Here is a 26736-nt window from a genome sequence, read left to right as displayed (position 1 = left end):
TGGGGGGGGGGGGGGGGGGGGGGGGGGGGGGGGGGGGGGGGGGGGGGGGGGGGGGGGGGGGGGGGGGGGGGGGGGGGGGGGGGGGGGGGGGGGGGGGGGCCCCCCCCCCCCCAGCCCCTCAGCCCGCGAGCTTCGCGTCGAGGATCTTCTTCAGCTCCTCGTAGCTCATGTTCGAGTATTTCTCGCCATTGATGATCAGCGTCGGCGTGCCCTCGATCTGATCGTCGGTGGCGTGCTTCTGGAAGGTGGTCACCATCGCCTCGGCGCGGGCCTGATCCTTCAGGCAGGTGTCGAGCTGTTCGTTCGTCAGCCCGGCCTTCAGCCCGATCTTGCGCAGGTTGTCCGAGATCGTCTGTTCCTTGCCGTCGCCGATCCAGTCCTTCTGCGTGCCATAGATCATGTCGACGATGCCGTAATACTTCATCGTGCCGCCGCATTGCGCGATCAGCCCGGCCCAGAGACCGAACTTGTCGAAATAGACTTCGCGGTGGATGAACTTGACCTTGCCGGTGTCGATGTAGTCGCGCTTGAGCGCCCCGAAGACCTCGTCATGGAAATGCGCGCAATGAGGGCAGGTGTAGGAGGCGTATTCGATCAGCGTCACCGGCGCATCGGGGCTGCCGAGCGGCACGTCGGGAAGCAGGTCCGCCGCCGGGGCGTCCTCGGCCATCGCCGGCACGGCAAAGCCGGTCTGGCCCGCGCCCTGGCGCGTGGCGATCCAGCCGCCGGCGACAGCGATCACGGCGGCCCCGGACAGCCCGAGGAGGAGGGTGCGTCGGTTCATCAGTCAGCCTTTCTTTCTTTCGCCCGCCTTGCGGACTTCATCAGGACGTTTTCAGCAAGTTGTTCGAGTGCGGCGCGCAGGCCGGCATCAGCGCAGCCCTCGGCGGTCTCGCGCGCCTCGGCGCGCTGCGCCGGGGTGGGTTCGGGGCGGGCCGCGCGCGGCGCCGGGGCGAATTGCGCCTGGCCCTCGGCAAAGCCCGTGGCGGAGGTCTGCGTCAGCACCACGCGCGAGATCGCGTTATAGCCGTAGCAGGCGTTCACCTTCTCGCGGATGCGCTCGCGGCTCATGTCGACCATCGGCGCGGCGGCGCCCTCGACCAGCAGGGTCAGGGTCGCGCCGAAGCCGCCCTTGGCATAGCCGATCTTCACCGGGCGGGTGAGACGGGAAAGGTCGTCGCCCACCACCTCGGGCCAATGGGTGAAGAGCCGCGCCACGGCGAAGCCGCGCGCCTCGCCTGCGGTGCGGATACGCTCGCGCACCAGCTTCGAGGCGGGCTCGAAGCCGCGGGTGCGGCGCTCTGCATTCGGCGTGGTGCGAGACGTGTCGCTCATCGGCTCCTTCCGGCCTGTCCTTCCCGGCGTTCGGCGTTATTCTAGGCTCCCGCCGGGGCTTTGCCAGATCCCGGACGGGAAGGGGAGCATAAAGATTGCGTGACGGAGACGAAGCGGCGGCGGGCGAGGCCCTTCTGGCCTGGTATGACCGCGCCGCGCGGGTGCTGCCCTGGCGGGTCGGGCCGGCGGAGCATGCCGCGGGCGAGCGGGCCGATCCCTATCGGGTCTGGATGTCCGAGGTGATGCTGCAACAGACCACCGTCGCGGCGGTGAAGGACCACTTCCACCGCTTCACCACGCGCTGGCCGCGGGTCGAGGATCTGGCCGCGGCCGAGGATGGCGCGGTGATGGCGGAATGGGCGGGGCTTGGCTATTACGCCCGTGCCCGGAACCTCTTGAAATGCGCCCGCGTGGTGGCGCAAGACCACGGCGGGGTGTTCCCGGCGACCTCGGAGGGGCTGCGCGCCCTGCCCGGCATCGGCCCCTATACCGCCGCCGCCATTGCCGCGATCGCGCATGACGAGCCCGCGGTCGTCGTCGACGGCAATGTCGAGCGGGTGGTATCGCGGCTCTGGGCCGTCGAGACGCCGCTGCCCGGGGCGAAGACCGAGCTGACGACCCTGGCCGGGCGGCTGACGCCCGCGCGGCGGCCGGGCGATCATGCGCAGGCGATGATGGACCTTGGCGCCACGATCTGCACGCCGCGCAACCCGGCCTGCGCGATCTGCCCGCTGCGGCCGTTCTGTGCGGCCGCGGCACAGGGCATCGCCGACAGCCTGCCGCGCAAGGCGCCGAAGGCGGAAAAGCCGGTGCGGCAGGGCTTTGCCTTCGTCGCGCGCGACGGCGCGGGGGGCGTGCTTCTGGAACGGCGGCCGGAGAAGGGGCTCTTGGGCGGGATGCTGGGTTTTCCGGGCTCGGACTGGGGGCCGGCGCCCGAATTCACCCCGCCGCTGGCCGCCGACTGGCGCGAGGCGCCCTCGGTGGTGCGTCACACCTTCACCCATTTCCACCTGCAGCTGCGGGTCTTCGCGGCGCAGGCGGAGGGGACAGAGTTCACCCCGCGCACCGAGTTCCGCCCCGCGTCGCTGCCCACGGTGATGCGCAAGGTCTGGGACGCCGCGCAAAGCGCGCTTTCGCCGCATCCCGAGTGATTGCCTCGGGAAACGCCTCGGCTATCATGGCGCAACCGCTGAAGGAGCGCCCATGTCCACCCGCGAGGAAATCCGCCGGCCCGGCCGGGCCCTGCCGTTCTGGGTGTCGCTCGGCACCCTGCCGCTTGCGGCGATCGAGGCGCGCTTCGGCGGCTGGTCGCTGATCCTGCTGCCGACCTATGCCTGGTGGTCGGTGACCGTACTCGACCAGATCCTCGGCCGCAACGAGGACCAGCCCGATGTCTCGACCCCGGTCGAGGATCTGTTCTGGTATCGGTTGATCACCCTGATCTGGTTCCCGATCCAGGCCTGCGTGATCTATGGCCTGATCTGGTGGGTGACCCATACCGACCATCTGGCCTGGGGAGAGATCGTCGCGCTGTTCTTCGGGGTCGGCGTGATCTCGGGCACGATCGGCATCGTCTACAGCCACGAGCTGATGCACCAGAAGACCCGGGTCGAGCGCTGGCTCGGCGATCTGTTGCTGGCGAGCGTGCTCTATTCGCATTTCCGCACCGAGCATCTTCTGGTGCACCACCTCTGGGTCGGCACGCCGCGCGACGCGGTGACCGCGCGCTACAACGAAGGCTTTCACCGCTTCTTCTGGCGCGTTCTGTTCGAATGCCCGGTGAGCGCGTGGCGCGCCGAGCGGCTGAAGCTTGCCCGGGCCGGCCGGACGGTCTGGCACGCCAGCAACCCGTTCTGGCGCTATGGCGCACTGCAGGCGCTGGCGCTGGCGCTGGCCTTTGCGGTCGGCGGCTGGCTGGGCGTCGGGCTCTTCATGCTGCAGGCCTTCTTCGCGATCTGGCAGCTCGAACTGACGAATTACGTCGAGCATTACGGGCTCACCCGCGAATACAAGGGCGAGGGGCGGTACGAGCATGTGCTGCCGCGGCACAGCTGGAATGCCGACCAGATGGCATCGAACTGGCTGCTGATCAATCTGCAGCGCCATTCGGACCACCATTACAAGCCCGACCGGCGTTTCCCGCTGTTGCAGACCTATGCCCCCGAAGAGGCGCCGCAGCTGCCCTTCGGCTATCCGGCGATGACGGCGCTTGCCATGGTGCCGCCGCTGTGGCGGCGCCGGATGAACCCGCGGGTGCGGGCCTGGCGCAAGCGCTATTACCCGCACATCGAGGACTGGACGCCCTACAGGGAGGGCACCACGCCGATGCCGCGCGGCTCGGTCTGAGCCCGCCGGGGGCGTCGCGCCCCCGGACCCCCGCGAGGTATTTTCGGCAAGATGAAGATGCCCTTTTTTCTGGCCCGGATACGCCTCTGTCTCAGGTCACCACGCGCAGCGTCAGGTTGAGGCGCCCGCCCTTCGGCAAGAGCATCGAGGTGCCCGGCGCGATCCGGTCGATGCCGTGATGGCGCAGCCGTGCCGGCCCGCCCATCACCAGCACATCGCCCGAACGCAGCCACAGGCTTTGCGTCGCCCCGCCGCGGCTTTCGTTGCCGATGCGGAAGAGCCCGTCGTCGCCGAGCGAGATCGACACCACCGGCTCGCCGAAATCGGCCTCGTCGCGGTCCTGGTGCAGCCCCATGCGCGCGCCCGCATCGTAGAAGTTGATCAGGCAGCATTCGGGCTGCCGTGCCGAGCCCGAGACCGCGCGCCAGACGGCAAGGATGCTGTCGGGGATCGCGGGCCAGGGCGTGCCCTGCGGATGCGTCTCAGCGTAACGGTAGCCGCGCCGGTCGCTGACCCAGCCGAAGCGCCCGGCCGCGCTCATCCGCACCGACATCGGCCGGCCCGAGGGGGTCACCGGCGTGACCAGTGGCGCCGCGGCCACCACGGCACGCAGATCGGCAAGCATCTGCCGCTGCTCTCCCGGGAGCAGCCAGCCCGGGTAATGCAGAAAGCCCCGGATTTCCTGCGCTTGCGGGCGTTCCGCCGCGTTCTTGTCAGATTCCGTCATTTGTTGCGATCTTCCCCCGGAACGGGTTCTTGCAGGGCCCCGGACCCCTCCTTATATACGCCCAGAAGCCCGGAGAGGACAGTTCCCGCACGGGCAGAGACTTGAACCCTGGGATAGGGGACGGGGGCCTGACGGGACCCGGCCCCGCCGTATCGCCGAAAGAAGAGGTATTGAAATGGCCAAAGTCATCGGGATCGACCTCGGCACCACGAACAGCTGCGTCGCCATCATGGACGGGGCTCAGCCGCGGGTGATCGAAAACTCGGAAGGCGCGCGCACCACGCCGTCGATCGTCGCCTTCACCGACAATGAACGCCTTGTCGGTCAGCCTGCCAAGCGTCAGGCCGTCACCAACCCCACCAACACCATCTTTGCCGTGAAGCGCCTGATCGGCCGCCGGGTCACCGACGCCGAGGTGCAGAAGGACAAGAAGCTCGTTCCCTTCTCGATCGTCGACGGTGGCAATGGTGACGCCTGGGTCGAGGTGAAGGGCGACAAGTATTCGCCCGCGCAGATCTCGGCCGTGATCCTGCAGAAGATGAAGGAAACCGCCGAAAGCTATCTCGGCGAGACCGTCACCCAGGCCGTCATCACCGTCCCCGCCTATTTCAACGACGCCCAGCGTCAGGCGACGAAGGACGCCGGCAAGATCGCCGGCCTCGAGGTGCTGCGCATCATCAACGAACCGACGGCCGCGGCGCTTGCCTATGGCCTCGACAAGAAGGACACCAAGACGATCGCGGTCTATGACCTCGGCGGCGGCACCTTCGACATCACCATCCTCGAGATCGACGACGGTCTGTTCGAGGTGAAATCGACCAACGGCGACACCTTCCTCGGTGGTGAAGACTTCGACATGCGGATCGTGAACTACCTCGCCGAGGAGTTCAAAAAGGAGCATGGCGTCGACCTCACCAAGGACAAGATGGCGCTGCAGCGTCTGAAGGAAGCGGCCGAAAAGGCGAAGATCGAGCTGTCCTCGAGCCAGCAGACCGAGATCAACCAGCCCTTCATCTCGATGGACGCCTCCTCGGGCACGCCGCTGCACATGGTGATGAAGCTCACCCGCTCGAAGCTCGAGCAGCTGGTGGGCGACCTGATCAAGGCCTCGCTGAAGCCCTGCGCCGCGGCGCTGAAGGATGCGGGCGTCTCGAAGGACGAGATCGACGAAGTCGTTCTGGTCGGCGGCATGACGCGTATGCCGAAGGTCGTCGAGGAAGTGACGAAGTTCTTCGGCAAGGAACCGCACAAGGGCGTGAACCCGGACGAGGTCGTGGCGCTTGGCGCGGCGATCCAGGCCGGCGTGCTGCAGGGTGACGTGAAGGACGTGGTCCTTCTGGACGTGACCCCGCTGTCGCTCGGCATCGAGACGCTGGGCGGTGTCTTCACCCGTCTGATCGACCGCAACACCACGATCCCGACGAAGAAGTCGCAGATCTTCTCGACCGCCGAGGACAACCAGTCGGCCGTGACCATCCGCGTCTTCCAGGGCGAGCGTGAAATGGCCGCGGACAACAAGCTGCTTGGCCAGTTCAACCTCGAGGACATCCCGCCGGCCCCGCGCGGCATTCCGCAGATCGAGGTGACCTTCGACATCGACGCGAACGGCATCGTCTCGGTCTCGGCCAAGGACAAGGGCACCGGCAAGACCCAGAACATCACGATCCAGGCCTCGGGCGGTCTGTCCGACGACGAGATCGAGAAGATGGTCAAGGACGCCGAGGCCAATGCCGAGGCCGACAAGCAGCGCAAGGAGCTGGTCGAGACCAAGAACCAGGGCGAAAGCCTGCTGCACTCGACCCGCAAGTCGCTGGAAGAGCATGGCGACAAGGTCGACGGCTCGACCGTCGAGGTGATCGAGCTGGCCTGCAACGCGCTGGAAGAAGCCCTCAAGTCGGAAGAGCCCGGCAAGATCAAGGGCGCGATCAGCAACCTGACCGATGCCGCGATGAAGCTGGGCGAGGCGATCTACAAGGCGCAGCAGTCGCAGGGCGGCGATGCCGGTGCCGAGGACGAGGCGCAGGACGGGCCGTCGCAGGACGACGACATCGTCGACGCCGACTTCGAGGACATGGGCGAGAACAAGCGCAAGTAAGCGCCGGAACAGCGGAGCGGGCCCCATGGGGCCCGTTCCCGTTCCCCGAAGGGGGCTTCAATGGCAAAACGCGATTTCTACGAGGTGCTGGGCGTTGTCCGGACGGCCTCGTTCGAAGAGATCAAGAAGGCCTATCGCGGCAAGGCGAAGGAACTTCACCCCGATCGCAACAAGGACAATCCCGACGCCGAGGCGCAGTTCAAGGAAGTGAACGAAGCCTATGACGTTCTGAAGGACGCCGAGAAGAAGGCGGCCTACGACCGTTACGGCCATGCGGCCTTCGAGGGGGGCATGGGCGGCGGCCGCGGCGGCTATGGCGGCGGCCAGGGCGATTTCGCCTCGGCCTTCTCGGATGTGTTCGAGGACCTGTTCGGCGACTTCATGGGCGGGCGTGGCGGCCAGGGCGGGCGGTCGCGCGCCACCCGCGGTTCGGACCTGCGCTACAACATGCGGGTCACGCTGGAAGAGGCGTTCAAGGGCGCGCAGAAGACGATCACTGTGCCCGGCTCCTCGGCCTGCACCGCCTGCAACGGCACCGGTGCCGAGGGTGGCGCCGAGCCGCAGACCTGCCCGACCTGTTCGGGTCTGGGCAAGGTGCGGGCGCAGAACGGCTTCTTCACCGTCGAGCGCACCTGCCCCACCTGTGGCGGCCAGGGCCAGGTGGTGAAGAACCCCTGCCGCGTCTGCCATGGCGCCGGCCGCGTCGAGAAGGAGCGCACGCTTTCGGTCAACATCCCGGCGGGGGTGGAGACCGGCACCCGCATCCGGCTTGCCGGCGAGGGCGAGGCCGGGCTGCGTGGCGGGCCGGCGGGCGATCTCTACATCTTCCTCGAGGTGCGCGAGCACGCGATCTTCCAGCGCGACGGCGTGCATCTGTTCTGCCGCGTGCCGGTCAGCATCACCTCGGCCGCGCTTGGCGGCGAGGTCGAGGTGCCGACGATCGACGGCGGCCGCTCGCGGGTGAAGATCCCGGCGGGCAGCCAGTCGGGCCGGCAGATGCGGTTGCGCGGCAAGGGGATGCCCGCGCTGCGCGGCGGTGCGGTCGGAGACATGGTGATCGAGCTGGCCGTCGAGACGCCGGTGAACCTGACCACGCGGCAAAAGGAACTGTTGCGCGAATTCGAGAAGATCGAGGCCGAGAACAACCCCGAGGGGGCGTCGTTCTTCAAGAAGGTCAAGAGCTTCTGGGACAGCATGACGGGTTGAGAGGGGCGCCTTCGGGCGCCCTTTCCAGTTTTCGCCTTCAGGTTTCGTTAACCAGACGCAGGCACAGTTGTGCCATGACCCGCCCGGACCCCGCCTTTGATGACGCGATGCTGCCGCTTTTCGGCGATGCCGACGAGGCGGAGCCGGTCGCGCTGACGGGCGAGCGCCTGCCCTCCTACATCCGCGACCACCGCAAGCGGCTGCGCGCCCGCTTCAGCGAGGGCGGCGCGGCGGCAATGCCGGATTACGAACTCCTTGAGCTTCTCCTCTTCCGCGCCCTGCCCCGGCAGGATGTGAAGCCTCTCGCCCGCCGCCTGATCGACCGCTTCGGCGATTTCGGCCGGGTGATCTCGGCCGCACCGGCGCGGCTGATGGAGGTCGAAGGCGTCGGCGAGGCGGTGGTGCAGGAGCTGAAGATCACCGAGGCCGCGGCACTGCGGCTCGCGCGCGCCAAGGTGATGCAGCGGCCGGTGCTGTCGTCCTGGGATGCGCTGCTCGACTACTGCCACACCGCGATGGCGCATCGCGAGACCGAGCAGTTCCGCGTGCTCTACCTCGACCGCCGCAACGTCCTGATCGCCGACGAGGAGCAGGCGCGCGGCACCGTCGACCATGTCCCGGTCTATCCGCGCGAGGTGATCCGCCGCGCGCTCGAGATCAACGCCTCGGCGCTGATCCTGGTGCACAACCACCCCTCGGGCGACCCGACGCCCTCCGAGGCCGACATCGCGATGACGGAGCAGATCCGGCAGGCCGGCGCGCTTCTGGGCCTCGTGCTGCACGACCATCTGGTGATCGGCAAGAGCCGCGAGGTCAGCTTTCGCGCCGCGGGCTATCTTTAGTTCGTGGCGACCGAGACCGGCAGGTCGGGCAGCGGCACGACCACATCGCCCAGCCGGTCGTCGCAGCCGGGCATGGCGACGGCGATCTCCTCGGACGCCTCGGCCCGGCCGGCGATCACCCGCCGCATGCCCACCCGCAGATCGGTGCCGCAGGTCACGTCGCTCACCGGCGCCTCGAGGTCCAGCGCAAGCCCGGTGAGGCCCGCAGGTGCGGTGTAGACCTGCAGATGCGGCCCCTCCTCGGCGAGACCATAGCTCAGAAGCCAGCCCGTGCCCGCCGCATCCGGCACCCCCGGCGCCTCGGCCCGAACGTGCCCCGCCCCGCCCCAGGAGGCGCCGCGCTCGAAGGCGTTCAACAGGAAGGCCGGCGCGCCGGTCCAGGCGACCACCACCCGGTTCACCGCCTCGAGCCCCGGCACAGCGATCGCGGTGGCAAGCGTCTGGCCATCGGGCAGATCGAGGGCATAGCCGGCCACGGGTGCCAGTGCTGGCACCAGCCCGCTCCAGTCGCCCGCCGCATCCAGCTGCACCGGAATCACCAGCCCCTCGTGCCGGATCTCGGCCGCCGCATCCGCTGCACAGGGTGCCGAGATGCTCAGCAGAACCGAAGCCCCCGCGGCGGGGGCAAGCTTCAGCGTCGGCGCAGCGCAGCGGGCAAAACCGGCCGGGGGCGCCTCGGCGAGCGGCAGCGGCCCGATTGCGGCATCCGCGGCCACGGTGCGCCGCGGCAGTGCCGGCAGCTCGGCCACCACGCCCATGCGCACACCCGTCACCTCGACCCCGGCAGGGGCATCGGCGATATTCGCGACGGCCGTGACATTGGTCAGCCCGGCGACATCAAGCCCTGCCGGCTGCGACGCCAGACCGAACTGCGAGGCGTTCTGCATCACATGGCCCATCATGCCCGCAAGCGTGACCATCATCGCCGCCGTCGTGATCTTGTGCAGGGCCCTCATCGCCGCCTCCGGAACTTCCACGAGTCGCAGGAGTAGCGGGCGAAACGGGCAAGGCCATGGCCCCGATGGGGCAATGTTTCCAAAATCAGGACGAAGATGCGGCGTTGTTCACGCGCAGAAAATCAAATGCGATCAACTGGATATGAGAAGGGCGGCCAGTGTCGCCACCGCGCCGCCCCACAGGTGCCACAATGCGGTCAGACGATCCGGCCGTGGCAGTGCTTGAACTTCTCGCCCGAGCCGCAGGGGCAGGGATCGTTGCGCGAGGGGTTGCCCCAGGTGGTCGGATCCGATTCGACGAAACCGGGCGCCGGGGTGCCGGGCTGCGGCGCCTCGCCGGCCGGAATCTCGGGCTCGGGCTCGACCTCGGGCGCGGCCATCTGCGGCATCTGCTGGGCCAGGATCGCGGCGCGCTCCTCGTCGGTCAGCGGCCGGATCTGCGCGAGCCGACGGGTCACCTCGACGCGCAGCCCGTCGAGCATCGTCTCGAACAGATGGAACGCCTCGGTCTTGTATTCCGACAGCGGGTCGCGCTGCGCATAGCCGCGGAAGCCGACGACCGAGCGCAGGTGTTCGAGCGTCACCAGATGCTCGCGCCACTTGCCGTCGATCGTCTGCAGCAGGATCTGCTTCTCGATCACCCGCATCGTCTCGTCGCCGAAGGCCTCGGCCTTCTGCGCCATGTAGGCATCGGTTGCCGCCTCGAGCCGCTCGCTCACCACGTCCTGATCGACGCCTTCCTCGGCCGCCCATTCGGCAAAGGGCAGGTCCAGGTTGAGCTGGTCGATGACCGCGGCCCGCATCCCCTCGACGTCCCACTGATCGGCATAGGATTTCGGCGGCATGTAGGTGTCGAGCAGATCGGCGACCACCTGCAGGCGCATGTCACGGGTGATTTCCGAGATGTCCTCGGCTTCCATGATCTCGCGGCGCTGGCTGAAGATCGCCTTGCGCTGATCGTTCATCACGTCGTCGAATTTCAGCAGCTGCTTGCGGATGTCGAAGTTGCGGCCCTCGACCTTCGCCTGAGCGCGTTCGAGCGACTTGTTCACCCAGGGGTGGATGATCGCCTCGCCTTCCTTCATGCCAAGCTTCGACAGCACCGCATCGAGCTTGTCCGAGCCGAAGATCCGCATCAGGTCATCTTCGAGCGACAGGAAGAACAGCGAACGGCCCGGGTCGCCCTGACGGCCAGACCGGCCGCGGAGCTGGTTGTCGATGCGGCGGCTCTCGTGCCGCTCGGTGCCCAGAACGAAGAGGCCGCCGGCCTCGATCACCTTCTGCTTCTCCTCGGCATGCTCGGCCTCGATCCGGCTGCGCAACTCGTCGGGGTTCGCCTCGGGATGCGCGGCCAGCTCGTCATGCACCTTCATCTCGACGTTGCCGCCAAGCTGGATGTCGGTGCCGCGGCCGGCCATGTTGGTGGCGATGGTGACGGCGCCGAAGCGGCCGGCATCGGCGACGATCTGCGCTTCCTGCGCGTGCTGGCGGGCGTTCAGGACGTTGTGCGGGATGCCGTCCTTCTTCAGCATCTCGGACAGCATCTCGGATTTCTCGATCGAGGTGGTGCCGACGAGGATCGGCTGGCCCTTGGCATGGGCTTCCTTGATCGCCTCGATCACCGCGGCGTATTTCTCGGCGGCGGTGCGATAGACGCGGTCATGCTCGTCGATACGGGCGACCGGGCGGTTGGTCGGCACCTCGACCACGCCGAGGCTGTAGATCTCGGCGAATTCCTCGGCCTCGGTGGCGGCGGTGCCGGTCATGCCGGCCAGCTTGTCATAAAGGCGGAAGTAGTTCTGGAAGGTGACCGAGGCGAGGGTCACGTTCTCGGGCTGGATCGCCACGCCTTCCTTCGCCTCGATCGCCTGATGCAGACCGTCGGACAGGCGCCGGCCCTTCATCATGCGGCCGGTGAACTCGTCGATCAGCACGATCTCGCCGCCGGCGACGACATAGTTCTGATCCTTGTGGAACAGCTTGTGCGCGCGCAGGGCCTGGGTGATGTGGTGCACGATCGTCGTCGATTCCGGGTCATAGAGCGATTGCCCCTCGGGCAGGATGCCGACCTCGTGCAGGCGGCGCTCCATGTATTCGTTGCCCTCTTCGGTGAAGGTCGCGTTGCGGGTCTTCTCGTCGACCGTGTAATGCGCCTCGGTCAGCTCGGGGATATACTTGTCGAGCGCGACATAAAGTTCCGAGCGGTCTTGCGACGGGCCCGAGATGATCAGCGGCGTGCGCGCCTCGTCGATCAGGATGCTGTCAACCTCGTCGACGATCGCGAAGAAATGATCGCGCTGCATCATTTCCTCGACCGATCCCTTCATGTTGTCACGCAGGTAATCGAAGCCGAGCTCGTTGTTCGTGGCATAGGTCACATCGGCGGCATAGGCGATGCGCTTCTCGTCGTCGGGCTGGAACGGATAGACGACGCCCGTCGTCAGGCCAAGCGCGCCATAGACCTTGCTCATCCATTCGGCATCGCGCCGCGCGAGGTAGTCGTTCACCGTGACCACGTGCACGCCCTTGCCGGCCAGCGCGTTCAGATAGGCCGGGAAGGTCGCCATCAGGGTCTTGCCTTCGCCCGTCTTCATCTCGGCGATATTGCCCTGATGCAGGAAAATGCCGCCCATCAGCTGCACGTCGAAGGCCCGCAGGCCAAGGGCGCGGCGCGCGCCCTCGCGGCAGTTGGCAAAGGCTTCCGGCAGCAGCGAATCCAGGCTTTCGCCGCCTTCCTGCGCGCGCTTTTGCAGCTCGTGCGTCTTCTCGATGATCTCGGCATCCGAGAGCTTCACGAAATCGGGTTCGAGCGCGTTGATCTTCGCCACCAGCGGGCGGACCGATTTCACCTTGCGGTCGTTCGGCGTCCCGAAGACCTTTTTCGCGAGTGTTCCGAGGCCCAGCATGTTTTCTCCGCGGGTTGGTCTGACCAAATCGTGTGCATTGCGGCCTTGCCGCCCCCCCGGCCGTTGCCTAGAACAGCGAACGAATACAGGGCGGAGCTGCCTTCACAGGTCCCTAGGCGATGTAAGGGGCGGCCGTCAGAGTGTCAACGCCGCGGGCTGCCGCGGCCCTTGCTGGAGTGGCCTTGATGGCGAAACTGACGAAACTTCTGGGCACCGCCGCGCTGGTGGCCTGCCTTGGCGGCGTGGCCCTGGCCGAGGATGCGAAACCGGCGCCCCGCACCGACCTCGGTGCCGATACCGTCGTCGCCACGGTGAACGGCAAGGATATCACGCTGGGCGAGATGCTGACCGTGCGCAACGGCCTGCCCGCCGAATACAAGCAGCTGCCCGATGACGTGCTGTTCAACGGCATCCTCGACCAGCTGGTCCAGCAGACCGCGCTGTCGCAGATCGGCGAGGGGATGATGACCCACCGCGACGAGATCGCGCTCGAGGTCGACCGCCGCGCCTATCTCGCGGGCGTCGTGCTCGACAGCACCGCGAAGAAGGCGGTGACCGACGAGGCGTTGCAGAAGGCCTATGACGAGAAATACGCCAAGGCCGAACCGACCAAGGAATATCACGCCGCCCATATCATCGTGCCGACCGAGGACGAGGCGAAGGCGGTCAAGGCCGAGATCGACGGCGGCAAGGACTTTGCCGAAGAGGCCAAGGCCAAGTCGCAGGACGGCGCCGCGGCGAATGGCGGCGACCTTGGCTGGTTCGCGCTCGACAAGATGGTGCAGCCCTTCGCCGATGCCGTCGCCGGGATGAAGGACGGCGATGTCGCCGGCCCGATCCAGACCGAATACGGCTGGCACGTGATCAAGCTTTACGGCACCCGCATGGCCGAGGCGCCGAAACTTGACGACGTGCGCGACCAGCTGACCGGCGATCTGCGCCAGAAGGCGGTCGAGGACCGCGTCACCGACACCGTCGCCAAGGCGAAGGTCGAGAAGAAGACGGATGGCATCGACCCTGCCGTCCTGAAAGACGACAAGATCCTCGGCGAGTGAGCCGATTTCGGAGGGGGTGAGCCCATGGCAAAGAAGAAGGACCTCGAGGACAAGGTCGAAAAGCTGAAGTCCAAGGTGAAGCAGCTGAAGGCGGAGCTGGCCGATGTGGCCGGCGACGCCGGCGAGGTGGCCGCGGCAGTTCTGGGCGAGATCCGCGAGGAGATCGTCGAGAAAGCCAAGGCGACGGTGAAGGTGAAGACGGCCAATCCGGTCTCGCCGCTCGCCCCCGAGGCCTTCCCGGCGCTGCCGGTGATCGACGGCGTCGACTTCGCCGCCGCCGCCGCCGGCGTGCGCTATGCTGGCCGCACCGACGTGATGCTCGCCCGCATCGCGCCCGGCTCGGCGATCGCCGGGGTGTTCACCACCTCCTCCACCCGCGCCGCCTGCGTGCTCGATTGCCAGGCGAAACTTGCGGGCCCGGTGGACGAGACCACGGGCGCCGCGATCATCGTCAACTCGGGCAATGCCAACGCCTTCACCGGCGCGCTTGGCCAGGCCTCGGTCGATGCGGTGACCGGCGCCGTCGCCGAGGCGCTCGGCGTGCCGGCGACGCGCGTCTTCTCCTCCTCGACCGGGGTGATCGGCGAGCCGATGCCGCATGACCGCATCGTCGCCGCGATCGACACGCTCAAGGCGGGCCTCAATGCCACCGGCATCGAGGCTGCGGCGCGCGCGATCATGACCACCGACACCTTCCCGAAAGGCGCCACCGCCGAGATCGAGGGCGAGGGCGGCACGATCCGCATCGCCGGCATCGCCAAGGGCTCGGGGATGATCGCGCCGAACATGGCGACGATGCTGGTCTACATCTTCACCGATGCGAAGATCTCGGCCGCGAACCTGCAGAAGATCCTGTCGCGCAATGTCGGCGACACCTTCAACGCGATCACCGTCGACAGCGACACCTCGACCTCGGACGCGCTGATCCTTGCCGCCACCGGCCGTTCGGCCGCAGCCGAGATCGACGACCTGCGCTCGAAGACCGCCCGTGCCTTCGAGGCCGCGTTGCGGGGCGTGATGCTCGACCTCGCGCAACAGGTGGTGCGCGACGGCGAGGGCGCGACGAAGTTCGTCGAGGTCCGGGTCACCGGCGCCGAGACGGCCGAGGACGCACACAGGGTCGCGATGGCGATCGCCAACTCGCCGCTGGTGAAGACCGCCGTCGCCGGCGAAGATGCGAACTGGGGCCGCGTTGTGATGGCCGTCGGCAAGTCCGGCGCCAAGGCCGACCGCGACAAGCTGCGCATCTCCTTCGGGGACATGGTTCTGGCCGAGAACGGCTGGCGCGTGCCCGATTACGACGAGGCGGCGGCCTCGGCCTACATGAAGAACAAGGAGCTGGTGATCGCGGTCGATCTCGGCCTTGGCTCGGCGGCGAAGACGGTGTGGACCTGCGACCTGACGCATCGCTACATCGACATCAATGCGGATTACCGCTCGTGAGCGGCGGCTGCGGCCCCGAAGGCGCACCGGCCCCGGTTTCCCCGGGGCGGGTGCTGCTTGTCTCCGCCGTTGCCCTGATCGACACCGACGGGCGCGTGCTTCTGGCACAGCGCCCGGCGGGCAAGTCACTGGCCGGGCTGTGGGAGTTTCCGGGCGGCAAGGTCGAACCCGGCGAGACCCCCGAGGCCGCGCTGATCCGTGAATTGCGCGAGGAGCTCGGCATCGACACCTGGCACAGCTGTCTGGCACCGCTGACCTTCGCCTCGCACAGCTACGAGGGCTTTCATCTGCTGATGCCGCTCTTCGCCTGTCGCCGCTGGGAGGGCACGCCCATGCCGCGCGAAGGGCAGGTGCTGAAATGGGTGCGGGCTCAGAACCTGCGCGACTATCCGATGCCGCCGGCCGACGAGCCGCTGATCCCGATCCTGCGCGACTGGCTCTGAGCTGCCACGCGCCGGCATGCCTCGCCCCGGTCCCCGGACAAAAGATCGCCCGCATGACCGCTGCGCCCGGCCGCTGCGGCATGCCGGGGTGCGTGATCCGCGCCGGGAGCATCCGCCGCGGCGCCGTCATTCCAGTGGAATGCGGTCTTTTTTATTTGCCAATTCTTCGCCTTCTGTGACAATGAGCCCAGCATGAGAGATTTGGAGGATATCTGATGCTCCGTACCATCACCGTCGGAAGCTGCGTGTCCGTGCAGGGCACCTTCGAGGCGCAACACGACGACGGTCGCGTCACCGTGCGCGTCGACGACCGGCTCTATGTCGGGCGCCCCGTCCCCCGCAAGGCGGACTGAGCCGCCCCGCCGCACCCCGCGCCGGGCGATCACTCACAGAAACGCAGAAGGGGGCCCGCCGGGCCCCCTTCGCATTTCGTGCGGCATCCTGAGCTTACAGGCTGCGCTCGACCTCTTCGCGTTCGAAGATTTCGATAACATCGCCGGGGCGGATGTCGTCGTAATTCTCGAAGGCCATGCCGCATTCCTGACCCGAGATGACTTCCTTCACCTCGTCCTTGAAGCGCTTGAGCGTCTTCAGCGTGCCCTCGTGGATCACCACGTTGTCGCGCAGCAGGCGCACGCCCGCCGAACGGCGTGCCACGCCCTCGGTGACAAGGCAGCCCGCGACCTTGCCGACGCCGGAGACCTTGAAGACCTCCTTGATCGTGGCATAGCCGATGAAGTTCTCGCGAACCTCGTTCTTCAGCAGGCCCGAGGCCGCCGCCTTGATGTCGTCGACCAGGTCATAGATGATCGAATAATAGCGGATCTCGACGCCCTTCTGGCTCGCCGCGGCACGGGCCGGGGCGTTCGCACGGACGTTGAAGCCGATGACCGGCGCCTGGCTCGCCTCGGCAAGACCGATGTCGCTTTCGGTGATCGCGCCGACGCCGGAGTGGATGACGCGCACCCGCACCTCGTCGTTGCCGATCTTCTCGAGCGCCTGGACGATCGCCTCGGCAGAGCCCTGCACGTCGGCCTTCACCACCACCGACAGCTCGGCAACGCTCTCGTCAGCCTTGGCCTTCGCCATCAGCTGTTCGAGCGTGGTCGCTGCACCGGCGGCAGCGCGCTTGTCCTTGGCGGCCTTGATCCGGTAATCGGCGATCTCGCGGGCCTGCGCCTCGGTCTCGACGACGTTCAGAACATCGCCCGCCTCGGGCGTGCCGTTGATGCCGAGCACCTCGACCGGAACCGAAGGACCGGCCTCCTCGACGCGATCGCCCTTGTCATTGATGAGCGCACGGACCTTGCCCCACTGCTCGCCGACGACGAAGATGTCGCCCTTCTTCAGGGTGCCGTTCTGCACCAGGACGGTCGCGACCGGGCCACGGCCGACGTCGAGCTTCGCCTCGATCACCGCGCCCTGCGCCGCCCGGTTCGGGTTGGCGCGGAGTTCGAGGATCTCGGCCTGCAACGCGATCGCCTCGAGCAGGGTATCAAGCCCCTGACGGGTCTTAGCCGAGACCTCGACAGTCTGCACGTCGCCGCCCATCTCTTCGACGACAACCTCGTGCTGCAGCAGATCGGTGCGCACCTTCTGCGGGTTGGCAGAGGGTTTGTCGATCTTGTTGATCGCCACGATCATCGGCACCTTCGCCGCCTTGGCGTGGTTGATCGCCTCGATCGTCTGCGGCATCACCGCGTCATCCGCGGCAACGACCAGCACGACGATGTCGGTGACCTGCGCCCCACGGGCCCGCATCGAGGTGAAGGCCGCGTGGCCGGGAGTATCGAGGAAGGTCAGCACCGCCCCCGATTCCGTCGTCACCTGATAGGCACCGATGTGCTGGGTGATGCCGCCCGCCTCGCCCGACACGACGTTGGTCGAGCGGATCGCGTCGAGCAGCGAGGTCTTGCCGTGATCGACGTGGCCCATGATCGTGATGATCGGCGGGCGCGGCTGCAGGTCCTCGTCCTTGTCCTCGACGGTGTCGATCACCTGTTCGACGTCCGCATCCGAGACGCGCACGGCGTGGTGGCCGAATTCCTCGATCACCAGTTCGGCGGTGTCGGCGTCGATGGTCTGGTTGACGGTGACCATCATCCCCATCTTCATCAGCACCTTGACGACATCCGCGGCGCGTTCGGCCATGCGGTTCGCCAGCTCGGAGACGACGATGGTCTCGGGCAGCTGCACGTCACGGGCCTGCTTCTCGGCCTTGTGCCCCATGCCCATGGCCTTCTGCCGCGCCTTCTCCTGCTTGCGCTTCATCGCGGCAAGCGAGCGCTGCCGTCCGCCTTCGCCCTCGATCTCGCTCAGGCTCAGCTTGCCGGCGCGGCGGCCATCGCCGCCCTTGCTCTTGCCACGGCTGTCGCGGTCGGCGGCCGGGGTGCGGTCGTCGCGGTCACGGTCGGTCTTGCGCGGACCGGTCGCCGAGACGCCCTTGGTCGCGGCGCGCGCGGCCGCAGCCTCGGCCGCGGCCGGGTCGGCCGGGGTCTCGGACTTCGGCGCGGGTTTCGCCCGGACCTCTTCCTTTTTCTTCTCGCGCAGCTCGGCCTCGCGGGCCTTGCGTGCCTCTTCCTCGGCCTTCAGGCGCAGCGCTTCTTCACGCTCGCGCTCTTCGCGCTCCTTGGCCTCGATCTCGGCACGCCGGCGCTCGCGCTCTTCCTCGCGGGCCTTCTCATCGGCCTCGCGTTGCGCGGCTTCCTCGACCTCGCGGGCCTTGGCGGCACGCAATGCGGCCATGCGGCGCTCCATCTCGGCGTCGGAGATGCCAGCGGGTCGGCGCGACGGATCGCCCAGATGTGCCTTTCCGGTCCCCTTTGCGGGGGCCGCGGCTCCGGGTTTCGGCACCACCACCTTCTTGCGCTTGGTCTCGACCACGACATTCTTCGTGCGCCCGTGGCTGAAGCTCTGCTTCACCGAACCGGGGCGCGCGCCGCCGCCAAGGCCGAGGGGTTTTTTGCCGTCCGTATCGCTCATGCCGTCTTACTATCCTTCATGGCGGTCTCGCCGCCGTCCTGCCTGCGCAACCCTGCAAGCCTTGCCGCTTCTCTAATCACACGAGGGGTGAGTCCGCCAGCCGCAAGCGCGCCGTGTATCGCATGATCGCGGCCGAAAGCCAAACCCAATTCCGAGGAGGTCAGGCAGCCAAACCAGCGCCCACCCTCCGGTGTCCAGAGCTTGCCCTTGCCGCGTTCCGATCCGTCGGAGGCCTGCAGGAGCACTTTGGCCTTGCCGTCGGCCAGCCAGCCCTTGACCTTTTCAAAGCCGACGATAGCGCCGCCGGCCTTTCTCGCCAGAGAGATAAGCTCAACCACGCGATGCGCAAGCCCTTCCTCGACCATGTCGGCAAGGTTTTCCGGCACCCGCACCTGCGCCCTGGCCGCGCGGGCGAACATGCCCTTCGCCGCAGCCTTCTCGATGACCGCCCGATCGGCGGTCACCCAGATCCCCCGGCCCGGCAGCTTTTCTGCCAGGTCCGGGAAGATCGTGCCATCGGGGGCGACGACGAAACGCACAAGCCCGGGCTTGGGCTGCACGTCACCGGTGACGATGCAGCGCCGTTCCGGCAGTTCGTTTTCCTTTTCCCGGCCCCCGCGGCTCATCTTACTCCTCGGCCTCCTCTTCCGACTCCTCGGGCTCATCGGCGAGCTCCGACGGGTCGACCCAGCCAAGCTGGATCCGAGCGGTCATAATCAGGTTCTGCGCGTCCTCGAGGCTCATGCCGAACTTCTCGAGGATGCCCTCGTCCTTCACCCGCTGGCCGTTCACCGTGGTCCAGCCGCCGGCCAGTTCCCAGTCGGCGCAGGTGGCGAAGTCCTCGAGCGTCTTGACGTCATCCTTGGCCAGCGCCTCGACCATCTGCGGGGTCAGCCCGTCGAAGTCAAAGAGCGACTGCTCGACGCCCAGTTCCTTCGCGGCCTCGATCGCCTTGCGGTTCTGCTCCTCGATGTAGTCGCGGGCACGCGCCTGCAGCTCCTCGGCGGTGCCTTCGTCCACGCCCTCGATCGACAGCAGCTCGTCGAGATCGACATAGGCCACTTCCTCGAGATTGGTGAAGCCCTCGGCCACCAGCAGCTGAGCGAAGAACTCGTCGAGATCCAGCGCGTCGACGAAGAGCTTGGTGCGCTCGGCGAACTCGGCCTGGCGACGCTGCGATTCCTCGGCCTCAGTCAGGATGTCGATGTCGAGCCCGGTCAGCTGCGAGGCAAGGCGCACGTTCTGGCCGCGACGGCCGATGGCGAGCGACAGCTGCTCGTCGGGCACCACGACCTCGATCTTGCCGGCATCCTCGTCGACCACGACCTTCGACACCTCGGCTGGCTGCAGCGCATTCACCAGGAAGGTCGCCTGATCGGCGTTCCATGGGATGATGTCGATCTTCTCGCCCTGCAGCTCGCCGACCACAGCCTGCACGCGCGAGCCGCGCATGCCGACGCAGGCGCCGACCGGGTCGATCGAGTTGTCATGGCTCAGCACGGCGATCTTCGCACGCGAGCCCGGGTCGCGGGCGACGGCCTTGATCTCGATGATGCCGTCATAGATTTCCGGCACTTCCATCTTGAACAGTTCCGCCATGAACTGCGGATCGGTGCGCGAAAGGAAGATCTGCGGGCCACGGGTCTCGCGGCGCACATCCTTCACATAGGCGCGGATGCGGTCGTTCGGGCGATAGCTCTCGCGGCCGATCTTCTCGTTGCGGCGCAGGATCGCCTCGCCGCGGCCGACGTCGACGATGATGTTGCCGTATTCCTCGCGCTTGACCACGCCGTTGATGATCGTGCCCTTGCGGTCCTTGAACTCGTCGAACTGACGGTCACGCTCGGCCTCGCGCACGCGCTGCAAGATCACCTGCTTGGCCGACTGCGCCGCGATGCGGCCGAGATCGACCGGCGGCACCTCGTCGATGATCTCGTCACCGATCTCGGGATCGCGCTTGTACTGCTTGGCCTGCGCCACGGTCAGCTGCGCCTGATAGTTCTCGACCTCTTCATCGGCCACGACCGTGCGCACACGGGTGAAGGTGGCGCGCCCCGTCTTGCGGTCGATGTGGACGCGGATGTCCATCTCGCTGCCGTAGCGCGACTTTGCCGCCCGCGCGAGGCTGTCCTCCATCGCCTGGATCACCAGATCCGGGTCGATCATCTTCTCGCGCGCGACGGCTTCGGCCGTCTGCAGCAGTTCGAGCTGGTTGGCAGAGGTGATTGCCATCTCTCAGATCTCCTCGTCGGGGGAATTCGTGTCGTCGTCTTCTTCGATCTCGTCGAACTTCGTCTCGTCGAGCGTGCCGTCGGCCTTCTTCTGGCGCAGCATCTCCTCGATCAGCTCGTCGGTCAGCACCAGCTTCGCGTCCGACAGCCAGTCGAACTGCAGCCCGATGGTGACCATCTCGCCCTTCTCCTCGATCTCGACCAGCACCTCGTCGCCCTCGGTGCCGCGCAGGATGCCCTTGAAGCGCTTGCGCCCGTCGATCTGCTCGGAGGTTTCAAGGCGCGCCTCGTAGCCCTCCCAGACGTCGAAATCCTTCAGCCGGGTCAGCGGCCGGTCGATACCGGGCGAGGAAACTTCGAGCGTGTACTGCTCCTCGATCGGGTCCTCGACGTCGAGCACGGCCGAAACCGCGGTCGAGATCGCGGCGCAATCGTCGACGACGATGCCGCCCTCGGGCCGGTCCGCCATGATCTGCAGCAGCGGGTGGCGCCCGCCCTGCAGCCGCAGGCGGACAAGCTCGAAGCCCAGCCCCTCGATCACGGGGGAGACGATCTCGGCAAGACGCCGGTCGATCGCGGTCTTGGCGATCAGGTCGGTCATGTTCCGATCCTCTGAATAACAAAAAACGGGCCGAAGCGGCCCGTCACACTTCTCCGGTGGGCGTCAGGTTTGGACCCCGGCGCGCCGCTGTTGAACGCTCATATACGCGTTTCACCGCGACTGTGCAAGGGCGGCGTTGTCATCCCCGCATCCGGTCCATCGCCGCGACCAGTGCCGAGGCAATGCCGGGCTCGCTCAGCGCATGGCCGGCGGCGGGCACCATGCGCAGCTCGGCCCGGTTCCAGCCCTGCGCCAGCCGCCAGGCCGAGACCGGCGGGCAGATCATGTCCATCCGCCCCTGCACGATCATCGCCGGGATCTGTTCGATGCGGCCGCGGTCGCGCAGGATCTGGCCGTCTTCCTCGAGGAAGGCGCCATGGGTGAAATAGTGGTTCTCGAGCCGGGCGAAGGCGCGGGCGTAATCGGCCGGGGCCTCGCCCGGGAAACCGTCGTAATCCACCGAAGCGAGGGCATTTTCCCACATCGCCCAGTGCCGGCCGAAGCGCGCCTCCTCGGCGTAGTCGCCCGAGAACAGCCGCTTGTGATAGGCCGCGATCAGATCGCCGCGCTCGTCCTCCGGGATCGGCCGGGTGAAACGCTCCCACAGGTCGGGGAAGAACTGCCCCGCGCCGCCGCCATAGAACCAGTCGAGCTCGCTCTGCATCGCCAGGAACACCCCGCGCAGCACCAGCGCATCAACCCGCTCGGGATGGGTTTCGGCATAAAGCAGCGACAGCGTCGCGCCCCAGCTGCCGCCGAAGACGATCCAGCTGCGCAGCCCGAGGGCAAGGCGGATCTTCTCCATGTCGGCGACCAGATCCCAGCTGGTGTTCCTTGTCACCGAGGCATGCGGGCGCGACAACCCGCAGCCGCGCTGGTCAAAGAGAATCACCCGGTAATGCGCCGGGTCGAAGAACCGCCGCATCGCCGGGCTGCACCCGCCCCCCGGCCCGCCGTGGCACACCACCACCGGGCGCCCCTGCGGGTGGCCCGATTGCTCGACATAGATCCGGTGGCCATCGCCCACGTCGAGCATGCGCTGATCGAAGGGCTCGACCGGCGGGTAGAGAAAGGCGCCGGCTGCGCGTTTTTGCCCTGCGTTTCTATCCATGATCCGACTATATAACGGCTCAGCTCCGCCCGCCACGGGGGAGGCGCAAGGAATGACGGAGGACGGCATGGAAGCTGCGACGCAGACGATCGACCCGGCAGAAGTGGCCAAATTCGAGGCAATGGCCGCCGAATGGTGGGATCCGAACGGCAAGTTCAAGCCGCTGCACATGCTCAACCCCTGCCGCCTCGACTATCTGGTGACGCAGATCGCCGCGCAATTCGGCCGCGACCTGAAGGCGCCGCGCCCGTTTGACGGGCTGCGGCTGCTCGACATCGGCTGCGGCGGCGGACTGCTGAGCGAGCCGATGGCGCGGCTTGGCGCGACCGTGGTCGGCGCCGATGCCGCCGGCGGCAACATCCCGGTGGCGCGGCTGCATGCCGAACAGTCGGGGCTCCAAATCGACTATCGCCACTGCGCGGCCGAGGACCTGGCCGTGGCAGGCGAGCGCTTCGACGTGGTGCTGGCGATGGAGATCATCGAACACGTCGCCGATCCGCAGGGATTCATGAACACCTGCGCCGAGCTGCTGGCGCCCGGCGGGCTGATGTTCTGCTCGACGATGAACCGCAATCCGAAAAGCTACATGATGGCGATCATCGGCGCCGAGCGGGTGATGCGCTGGCTGCCGGTGGGCACCCATGACTGGTCGAAATTCGTGACGCCCGACGAGCTTTACGCGCTGATCCGCAGCGCCGGGCTCGATCCGGTCGACCGCAAGGGGATGGTGTTCAACCCGCTGTCCTGGCGCTGGTCGCTGTCGGACCGCGATCTGAGCGTGAACTACGTCACCGCAAGCGTGAAACGCTGAGGGGGCTCCGCCCCCGCTGCGCTCCCCCGGAGTATTTGGGCCAAGAAAAAACGGCGTTTTCCTTGGAAAAATACTCCGGGGTGAATTCGGCGCAGCCGAAGAGGGGCAGCGCCCCTTCTTACTTTGCCTTCGGGCGAAACGCCGCGATCTTCGCGGGATCGGTCTCGAGGAAGGCCGCCCCGATCAGATCGAGGCAATAGGGCACGGCGGCGAAGACAGCGTTCAGGCAGGTGGCGATCGCCGAGGGCTTGCCCGGAAGGGTGATGATCAGCGACTTGCCGGCGATGCCCGCCGACTGGCGTGACAGGATCGCGGTGGGCACCTCAAGCAGCGAGGCGCGGCGCATTTCCTCGCCAAAGCCAGCGAGTTCCTTCTCGATCACCTGCGCGACACCCTCGGGCGTCTCGTCGCGCGGCGCGGGGCCGGTACCGCCGGTGACCAGGATCAGGTCCGCCTCTTCCGCGACAAGGGCGCGCAACCTGTCGGCCACGCTCTCGCGTCCGTCGGGGATGATGTGGCGGGTGATGGTGAGGGGGGTGGTGACCACCTCCCTCAACCAGGCTTCGCAGCCCGGGCCGCCCTTGTCCTCATACTCGCCGCGCGAGGCGCGGTCGGAGACGGTGACGATGGCGGCGCGGGGCTGCGAGAGGCTCATTTCTTCGCCACGCGGGCGTTGCGGGTCGCGATCAGCTTCAGCCGCAGCGCGTTCAGGTGGATGAAGCCCGCCGCGTCGCGCTGATCATAGGCGCCCGCGTCTTCCTCGAAGGTCACGTGCTTTTCGGAATAGAGCGAGTAGTCCGACCACCGCGCCACGGTCCGCGCCGAGCCCTTGTAGAGCTTCAGCTTCACCGTGCCGGTGACGTATTCCTGCGTCTTGTCGATCAGCGCCTGCAGCGCCTCGCGCTCGGGCGAGAACCAGAAGCCGTTGTAGATCAGCTCGGCATAGCGCGGCATGATCGAGTCCTTGAGGTGGCCCGCGCCGCTGTCCAGCGTGATCTGCTCGATGCCGCGGTGGGCCTCCAGCAGGATGGTGCCGCCGGGGGTTTCGTAGACGCCGCGCGACTTCATCCCCACGAAGCGGTTCTCGACGAAATCGAGCAGGCCGATGCCGTGCTTGCCGCCAAGCTCGTTGAGCTTGGTCAGGATCGTCGCGGGCGACATCTTCTCGCCGTTGATCGCGACGGCGTCGCCCTTCTCGAAGGTCACCTCGATGAATTCGGGCTCGTTCGGCGCCTGTTCGACCGGCACGATGCGCTGCGCGACATAGTCGGGCGCCTCTTCGGCCGGGTTTTCCAGCACGGTGCCTTCCGACGAGGTGTGCAGCAGGTTCGCGTCGACCGAGAACGGCGCCTCGCCGCGCTTGTTCTTCGCGATCGGGATCTGGTTCTGTTCGGCGAATTCCAGAAGCTTGGTGCGCGAGGTCAGATCCCACAGCCGCCAGGGCGCGATCGTCTTGATCGAGGGATCGAGCGCCGCGACGCCCAGCTCGAACCGGACCTGGTCGTTGCCCTTGCCGGTCGCGCCATGCGCCACCGCATCGGCGCCGGTGCGCTGCGCGATCTCGACCAGATGTTTCGAGATCAGCGGCCGCGCGATCGAGGTGCCGAGCAGGTAGAGCCCTTCGTATTGCGCATTGGCACGGAACATCGGGAAGACGAAATCGCGCACGAATTCCTCGCGCAGGTCGAGGATGTTAATGTTCTCTTCCTTGATGCCGAGCATCAGCGCCTTCTGCCGCGCGGGCTCCAGCTCTTCGCCCTGGCCGAGGTCGGCGGTGAAGGTCACCACCTCGCAGCCGTATTCGGTCTGCAGCCATTTCAGGATGATCGAGGTGTCGAGGCCGCCCGAATAGGCGAGGACGACTTTCTTGGGCGCGGACATGGAGAACCTCCGGATGTGGTTTTGGCGCGGGATAGTGCGTTTTGCCCTGCATCTCAAGGCCTGCAAGCATGCCTGGCGGTGCGGAATTGTTCCCGACACAAAGGGAATCGGCTTGCCTGCCCGAAGTTTGCGCGCCACAGCTGGCGCCATGACTCAGTTCGCCCTTTCCGCCCTCGCCGCCACCCGCGCCCTGCGCGCGCTGTTCGAGCCGACCCCGCTGCAGCGCAACGACTTCCTGTCGAAGCGCCATGGCGCCGAGATCTGGCTCAAGCGCGAGGATCTGACGCCGGTGCGCAGCTACAAGCTGCGCGGCGCCTTCACCGCGATGCGCAAGCTGCGCGAGCACGACCCCGAGGCGCGCCATTTCGTCTGTGCCTCGGCCGGCAACCACGCCCAGGGCATGGCCTTCGCCTGCCGTCACTTCGGCGTGAAGGGGACGATCTTCATGCCGGTGACGACGCCGCAGCAGAAGATCGACAAGACCCGCACCTTCGGCGGCGACGCGGTCGAGATCGTGCTGACGGGCGATTACTTCGACCAGACGCTGGCCGCCTCCAAGGCCTATTGCACCGATGTGCAGGCGCATTTCCTGGCCCCCTTCGACGATGCGGACGTGATCGAGGGGCAGGCCTCGGTCGGGGTGGAGATCCTCGACCAGCTCGGCCGGGCGCCCGATCTTGTGGTGCTGCCGGTGGGCGGCGGCGGGCTGGCGGCCGGGGTCACGGGCTATCTGCGCGCGACCGCGCCCGGCACCGATTTCCGCTTCGTCGAGCCCGCAGGCGGCGCCAGCCTGACCGCGGCCATCGCGGCGGGCGAGCCGGTGACGCTGAAACAGGTGAACAGCTTCGTCGACGGCGCCGCGGTGGCGCGGATCGGCGCGCTGCCCTTCGCTGCGCTCGACTGGGTCGTGCCCGAACAGATCCTGCGCGCGCCCGAGGACCGGATCTGCGTCACCATGCTCGAGATGCTGAACGTCGAGGGGATCGTGCTTGAGCCCGCCGGCGCGCTTGCCGTCGACGCCCTGCCCGAGCTCGGCCCCGAGATCCGCGGCAAGACCGTGGTCTGCGTCACCTCAGGCGGCAATTTCGACTTCGAGCGGCTGCCCGAGGTGAAGGAGCGCGCGCAACGATTCTCCGGGTTGAAGAAGTATTTCATCCTGCGCATGCCGCAGCGCCCCGGCGCGCTGAAGGAATTCCTGCAAATGCTGGGACCGGACGACGACATCGCCCGCTTCGAGTATCTGAAGAAATCGGCGCGCAACTTCGGCTCGGTGCTGATCGGGATCGAGACGAAACAGGCGGGTGCCTTTGCCGCGCTGACCGATCAGCTCGATGCGGCGGGCTTCACCTATCGCGACATCACCGACGACGAGGCACTGGCGGAATTCCTGATCTGAGCCTCAGGCCGCCGACAGGAATTCCGCCGCGCGCGCCATGAAGGCCTGTTTCGAGCGGGCATAGCTCGCCCGCACGGCGGCGGGATCGACGCTCGCCTCCTGCCCGGCGACGCACCGCCGCTCGCCGTCCTGGCATAGCGCGCCGAATTCGCGAAAGCCGAGATTCCAGGCCGAACCCTTGAGAAAATGCAGCTCATCCTCGAGCTGCCCCGGGGTCTGACCAAGCCGGGCCAGCGTCGTTTCAACCTCGTCGAGAAACAGATCGACCACCTCGGCAAATTCCTCCGCGCCGACTTCCGCCCGAAGTTCCGTCACCCGGTCCCAGTCAATCATCTCGCGCGCCTCCTCGGGTTGACCTCTCGCGCCGAG

The 26736-nt window shown here is 67.2% G+C and carries 24 protein-coding genes; 11 read left to right on the top strand and 13 right to left on the bottom strand.

What is annotated here, in order from left to right; translation table 11 throughout:
• Window positions 1-118: 118 nt before the first annotated feature.
• Both EOW65_RS09925 and EOW65_RS09920 read right to left on the bottom strand, forming a co-directional pair.
• Window positions 119-784: a DsbA family protein gene (locus EOW65_RS09925; RefSeq protein WP_128148997.1), complete on the bottom strand. Its 666-nt coding sequence runs from the start codon at window positions 782-784 to the stop codon at window positions 119-121.
• Window positions 784-1335, bottom strand: coding sequence for a DUF721 domain-containing protein (locus EOW65_RS09920; RefSeq protein WP_128148995.1), 552 nt, complete (start codon window positions 1333-1335; stop codon window positions 784-786). Before EOW65_RS09920 ends, EOW65_RS09925 begins: the two co-directional genes overlap by 1 nt.
• A 95-nt stretch (window positions 1336-1430) precedes the next feature.
• Here EOW65_RS09920 and mutY point away from each other — a divergent pair, with 95 nt between their 5' ends.
• The gene (gene mutY / locus EOW65_RS09915) at window positions 1431-2486 is read left to right on the top strand and encodes an A/G-specific adenine glycosylase (protein ID WP_128148993.1); all 1056 of its coding nucleotides are present in this window, start codon (window positions 1431-1433) and stop codon (window positions 2484-2486) included.
• Window positions 2487-2538: 52 nt separating this feature from the next.
• The gene (locus tag EOW65_RS09910) at window positions 2539-3681 is read left to right on the top strand and encodes an alkane 1-monooxygenase (protein ID WP_128148991.1); all 1143 of its coding nucleotides are present in this window, start codon (window positions 2539-2541) and stop codon (window positions 3679-3681) included.
• A gap of 91 nt (window positions 3682-3772) precedes the next feature.
• Here the strand turns inward: EOW65_RS09910 and EOW65_RS09905 are convergent, their stop codons facing one another.
• Window positions 3773-4408, bottom strand: coding sequence for an alpha-ketoglutarate-dependent dioxygenase AlkB family protein (locus tag EOW65_RS09905; protein WP_128148989.1), 636 nt, complete (start codon window positions 4406-4408; stop codon window positions 3773-3775).
• A 175-nt stretch (window positions 4409-4583) separates the two neighbouring features.
• On the opposite strand from EOW65_RS09905, the gene dnaK reads away from it, so the two are divergent.
• The 3 genes from dnaK to radC all read left to right on the top strand — a co-directional run bounded on the left by dnaK (window position 4584) and on the right by radC (window position 8551).
• Window positions 4584-6503 carry a molecular chaperone DnaK gene (gene dnaK / locus EOW65_RS09900; protein ID WP_128148987.1) on the top strand — a complete coding sequence of 640 codons (1920 nt, stop codon included), beginning with the start codon at window positions 4584-4586 and terminating at the stop codon, window positions 6501-6503.
• Between the two features lie 60 nt (window positions 6504-6563).
• Window positions 6564-7709, top strand: a complete 1146-nt coding sequence (gene dnaJ, locus EOW65_RS09895; RefSeq protein ID WP_121530629.1) for a molecular chaperone DnaJ — start codon at window positions 6564-6566, stop codon at window positions 7707-7709.
• 74 nt (window positions 7710-7783) lie between these two features.
• The gene (gene radC / locus EOW65_RS09890) at window positions 7784-8551 is read left to right on the top strand and encodes a RadC family protein (RefSeq protein ID WP_128148985.1); all 768 of its coding nucleotides are present in this window, start codon (window positions 7784-7786) and stop codon (window positions 8549-8551) included.
• Here radC and EOW65_RS09885 read toward each other — a convergent pair.
• Both EOW65_RS09885 and secA read right to left on the bottom strand, forming a co-directional pair.
• Window positions 8548-9507 (bottom strand): hypothetical protein, encoded by a 960-nt coding sequence (locus EOW65_RS09885; RefSeq protein WP_128148983.1) that lies wholly within the window; start codon window positions 9505-9507, stop codon window positions 8548-8550. The two genes, radC and EOW65_RS09885, sit on opposite strands and share 4 nt — an antisense overlap.
• 197 nt (window positions 9508-9704) lie before the next feature.
• On the bottom strand, window positions 9705-12413 hold the full coding sequence (gene secA, locus EOW65_RS09880; protein ID WP_128148981.1) for a preprotein translocase subunit SecA: 2709 nt from the start codon (window positions 12411-12413) through the stop codon (window positions 9705-9707).
• A gap of 185 nt (window positions 12414-12598) precedes the next feature.
• Here secA and EOW65_RS09875 point away from each other — a divergent pair, with 185 nt between their 5' ends.
• The 4 genes from EOW65_RS09875 (at window position 12599) to EOW65_RS19960 (ending at window position 15707) form a co-directional block, all read left to right on the top strand.
• Complete coding sequence (locus EOW65_RS09875; protein WP_128148979.1) at window positions 12599-13468, top strand: peptidylprolyl isomerase; 870 nt, start codon at window positions 12599-12601, stop codon at window positions 13466-13468.
• A gap of 24 nt (window positions 13469-13492) precedes the next feature.
• Window positions 13493-14911: a bifunctional glutamate N-acetyltransferase/amino-acid acetyltransferase ArgJ gene (gene argJ, locus EOW65_RS09870; RefSeq protein WP_128148977.1), complete on the top strand. Its 1419-nt coding sequence runs from the start codon at window positions 13493-13495 to the stop codon at window positions 14909-14911.
• Between the two features lie 50 nt (window positions 14912-14961).
• Window positions 14962-15354: an 8-oxo-dGTP diphosphatase MutT gene (mutT, locus tag EOW65_RS09865; protein ID WP_240664615.1), complete on the top strand. Its 393-nt coding sequence runs from the start codon at window positions 14962-14964 to the stop codon at window positions 15352-15354.
• 215 nt (window positions 15355-15569) lie between these two features.
• A complete protein-coding gene (locus EOW65_RS19960; protein ID WP_164880052.1) occupies window positions 15570-15707 on the top strand; it encodes a hypothetical protein in 138 nt (45 codons plus the stop codon).
• 94 nt (window positions 15708-15801) lie between these two features.
• On the opposite strand, the gene infB is transcribed toward EOW65_RS19960, so the two are convergent.
• The 5 genes from infB to pip all read right to left on the bottom strand — a co-directional run bounded on the left by infB (window position 15802) and on the right by pip (window position 22279).
• The gene (infB, locus tag EOW65_RS09860; RefSeq protein ID WP_128148975.1) at window positions 15802-18336 is read right to left on the bottom strand and encodes a translation initiation factor IF-2; all 2535 of its coding nucleotides are present in this window, start codon (window positions 18334-18336) and stop codon (window positions 15802-15804) included.
• Window positions 18333-18962: an RNA-binding protein gene (locus tag EOW65_RS09855; protein WP_128148973.1), complete on the bottom strand. Its 630-nt coding sequence runs from the start codon at window positions 18960-18962 to the stop codon at window positions 18333-18335. The genes infB and EOW65_RS09855 overlap by 4 nt, the downstream gene beginning before the upstream one ends.
• A gap of 1 nt (window position 18963) precedes the next feature.
• Window positions 18964-20568: a transcription termination factor NusA gene (gene nusA, locus EOW65_RS09850; protein WP_128148971.1), complete on the bottom strand. Its 1605-nt coding sequence runs from the start codon at window positions 20566-20568 to the stop codon at window positions 18964-18966.
• Window positions 20569-20571: 3 nt separating this feature from the next.
• Window positions 20572-21168 (bottom strand): ribosome maturation factor RimP, encoded by a 597-nt coding sequence (rimP, locus tag EOW65_RS09845; RefSeq protein ID WP_128148969.1) that lies wholly within the window; start codon window positions 21166-21168, stop codon window positions 20572-20574.
• Window positions 21169-21307: 139 nt separating this feature from the next.
• Entirely contained in the window at window positions 21308-22279 is a 972-nt protein-coding gene (pip, locus tag EOW65_RS09840) for a prolyl aminopeptidase (RefSeq protein ID WP_128148968.1), read from the bottom strand.
• A 67-nt stretch (window positions 22280-22346) separates the two neighbouring features.
• Here pip and ubiG point away from each other — a divergent pair, with 67 nt between their 5' ends.
• Window positions 22347-23090, top strand: coding sequence for a bifunctional 2-polyprenyl-6-hydroxyphenol methylase/3-demethylubiquinol 3-O-methyltransferase UbiG (gene ubiG / locus EOW65_RS09835; protein WP_128148966.1), 744 nt, complete (start codon window positions 22347-22349; stop codon window positions 23088-23090).
• A 118-nt stretch (window positions 23091-23208) separates the two neighbouring features.
• Here the strand turns inward: ubiG and mog are convergent, their stop codons facing one another.
• Window positions 23209-23745: a molybdopterin adenylyltransferase gene (gene mog / locus EOW65_RS09830; RefSeq protein ID WP_128148964.1), complete on the bottom strand. Its 537-nt coding sequence runs from the start codon at window positions 23743-23745 to the stop codon at window positions 23209-23211.
• Window positions 23742-24971, bottom strand: a complete 1230-nt coding sequence (locus EOW65_RS09825; RefSeq protein ID WP_121530656.1) for an argininosuccinate synthase — start codon at window positions 24969-24971, stop codon at window positions 23742-23744. Before EOW65_RS09825 ends, mog begins: the two co-directional genes overlap by 4 nt.
• A gap of 148 nt (window positions 24972-25119) precedes the next feature.
• On the opposite strand from EOW65_RS09825, the gene ilvA reads away from it, so the two are divergent.
• Entirely contained in the window at window positions 25120-26367 is a 1248-nt protein-coding gene (gene ilvA, locus EOW65_RS09820; protein ID WP_128148962.1) for a threonine ammonia-lyase IlvA, read from the top strand.
• A gap of 3 nt (window positions 26368-26370) precedes the next feature.
• On the opposite strand, the gene EOW65_RS09815 is transcribed toward ilvA, so the two are convergent.
• Complete coding sequence (locus EOW65_RS09815; protein WP_113898520.1) at window positions 26371-26700, bottom strand: Hpt domain-containing protein; 330 nt, start codon at window positions 26698-26700, stop codon at window positions 26371-26373.
• Between the last annotated feature and the right edge of the window lie 36 nt (window positions 26701-26736).

Origin of the sequence: Paenirhodobacter ferrireducens, assembly GCF_004022265.1 — a bacterium.
Classification (GTDB): domain Bacteria; phylum Pseudomonadota; class Alphaproteobacteria; order Rhodobacterales; family Rhodobacteraceae; genus Rhodobacter; species Rhodobacter ferrireducens.
The sequence above is the reverse complement of the archived record's forward strand: the minus strand, read 5'-3'. Positions and strand labels throughout refer to the sequence as shown.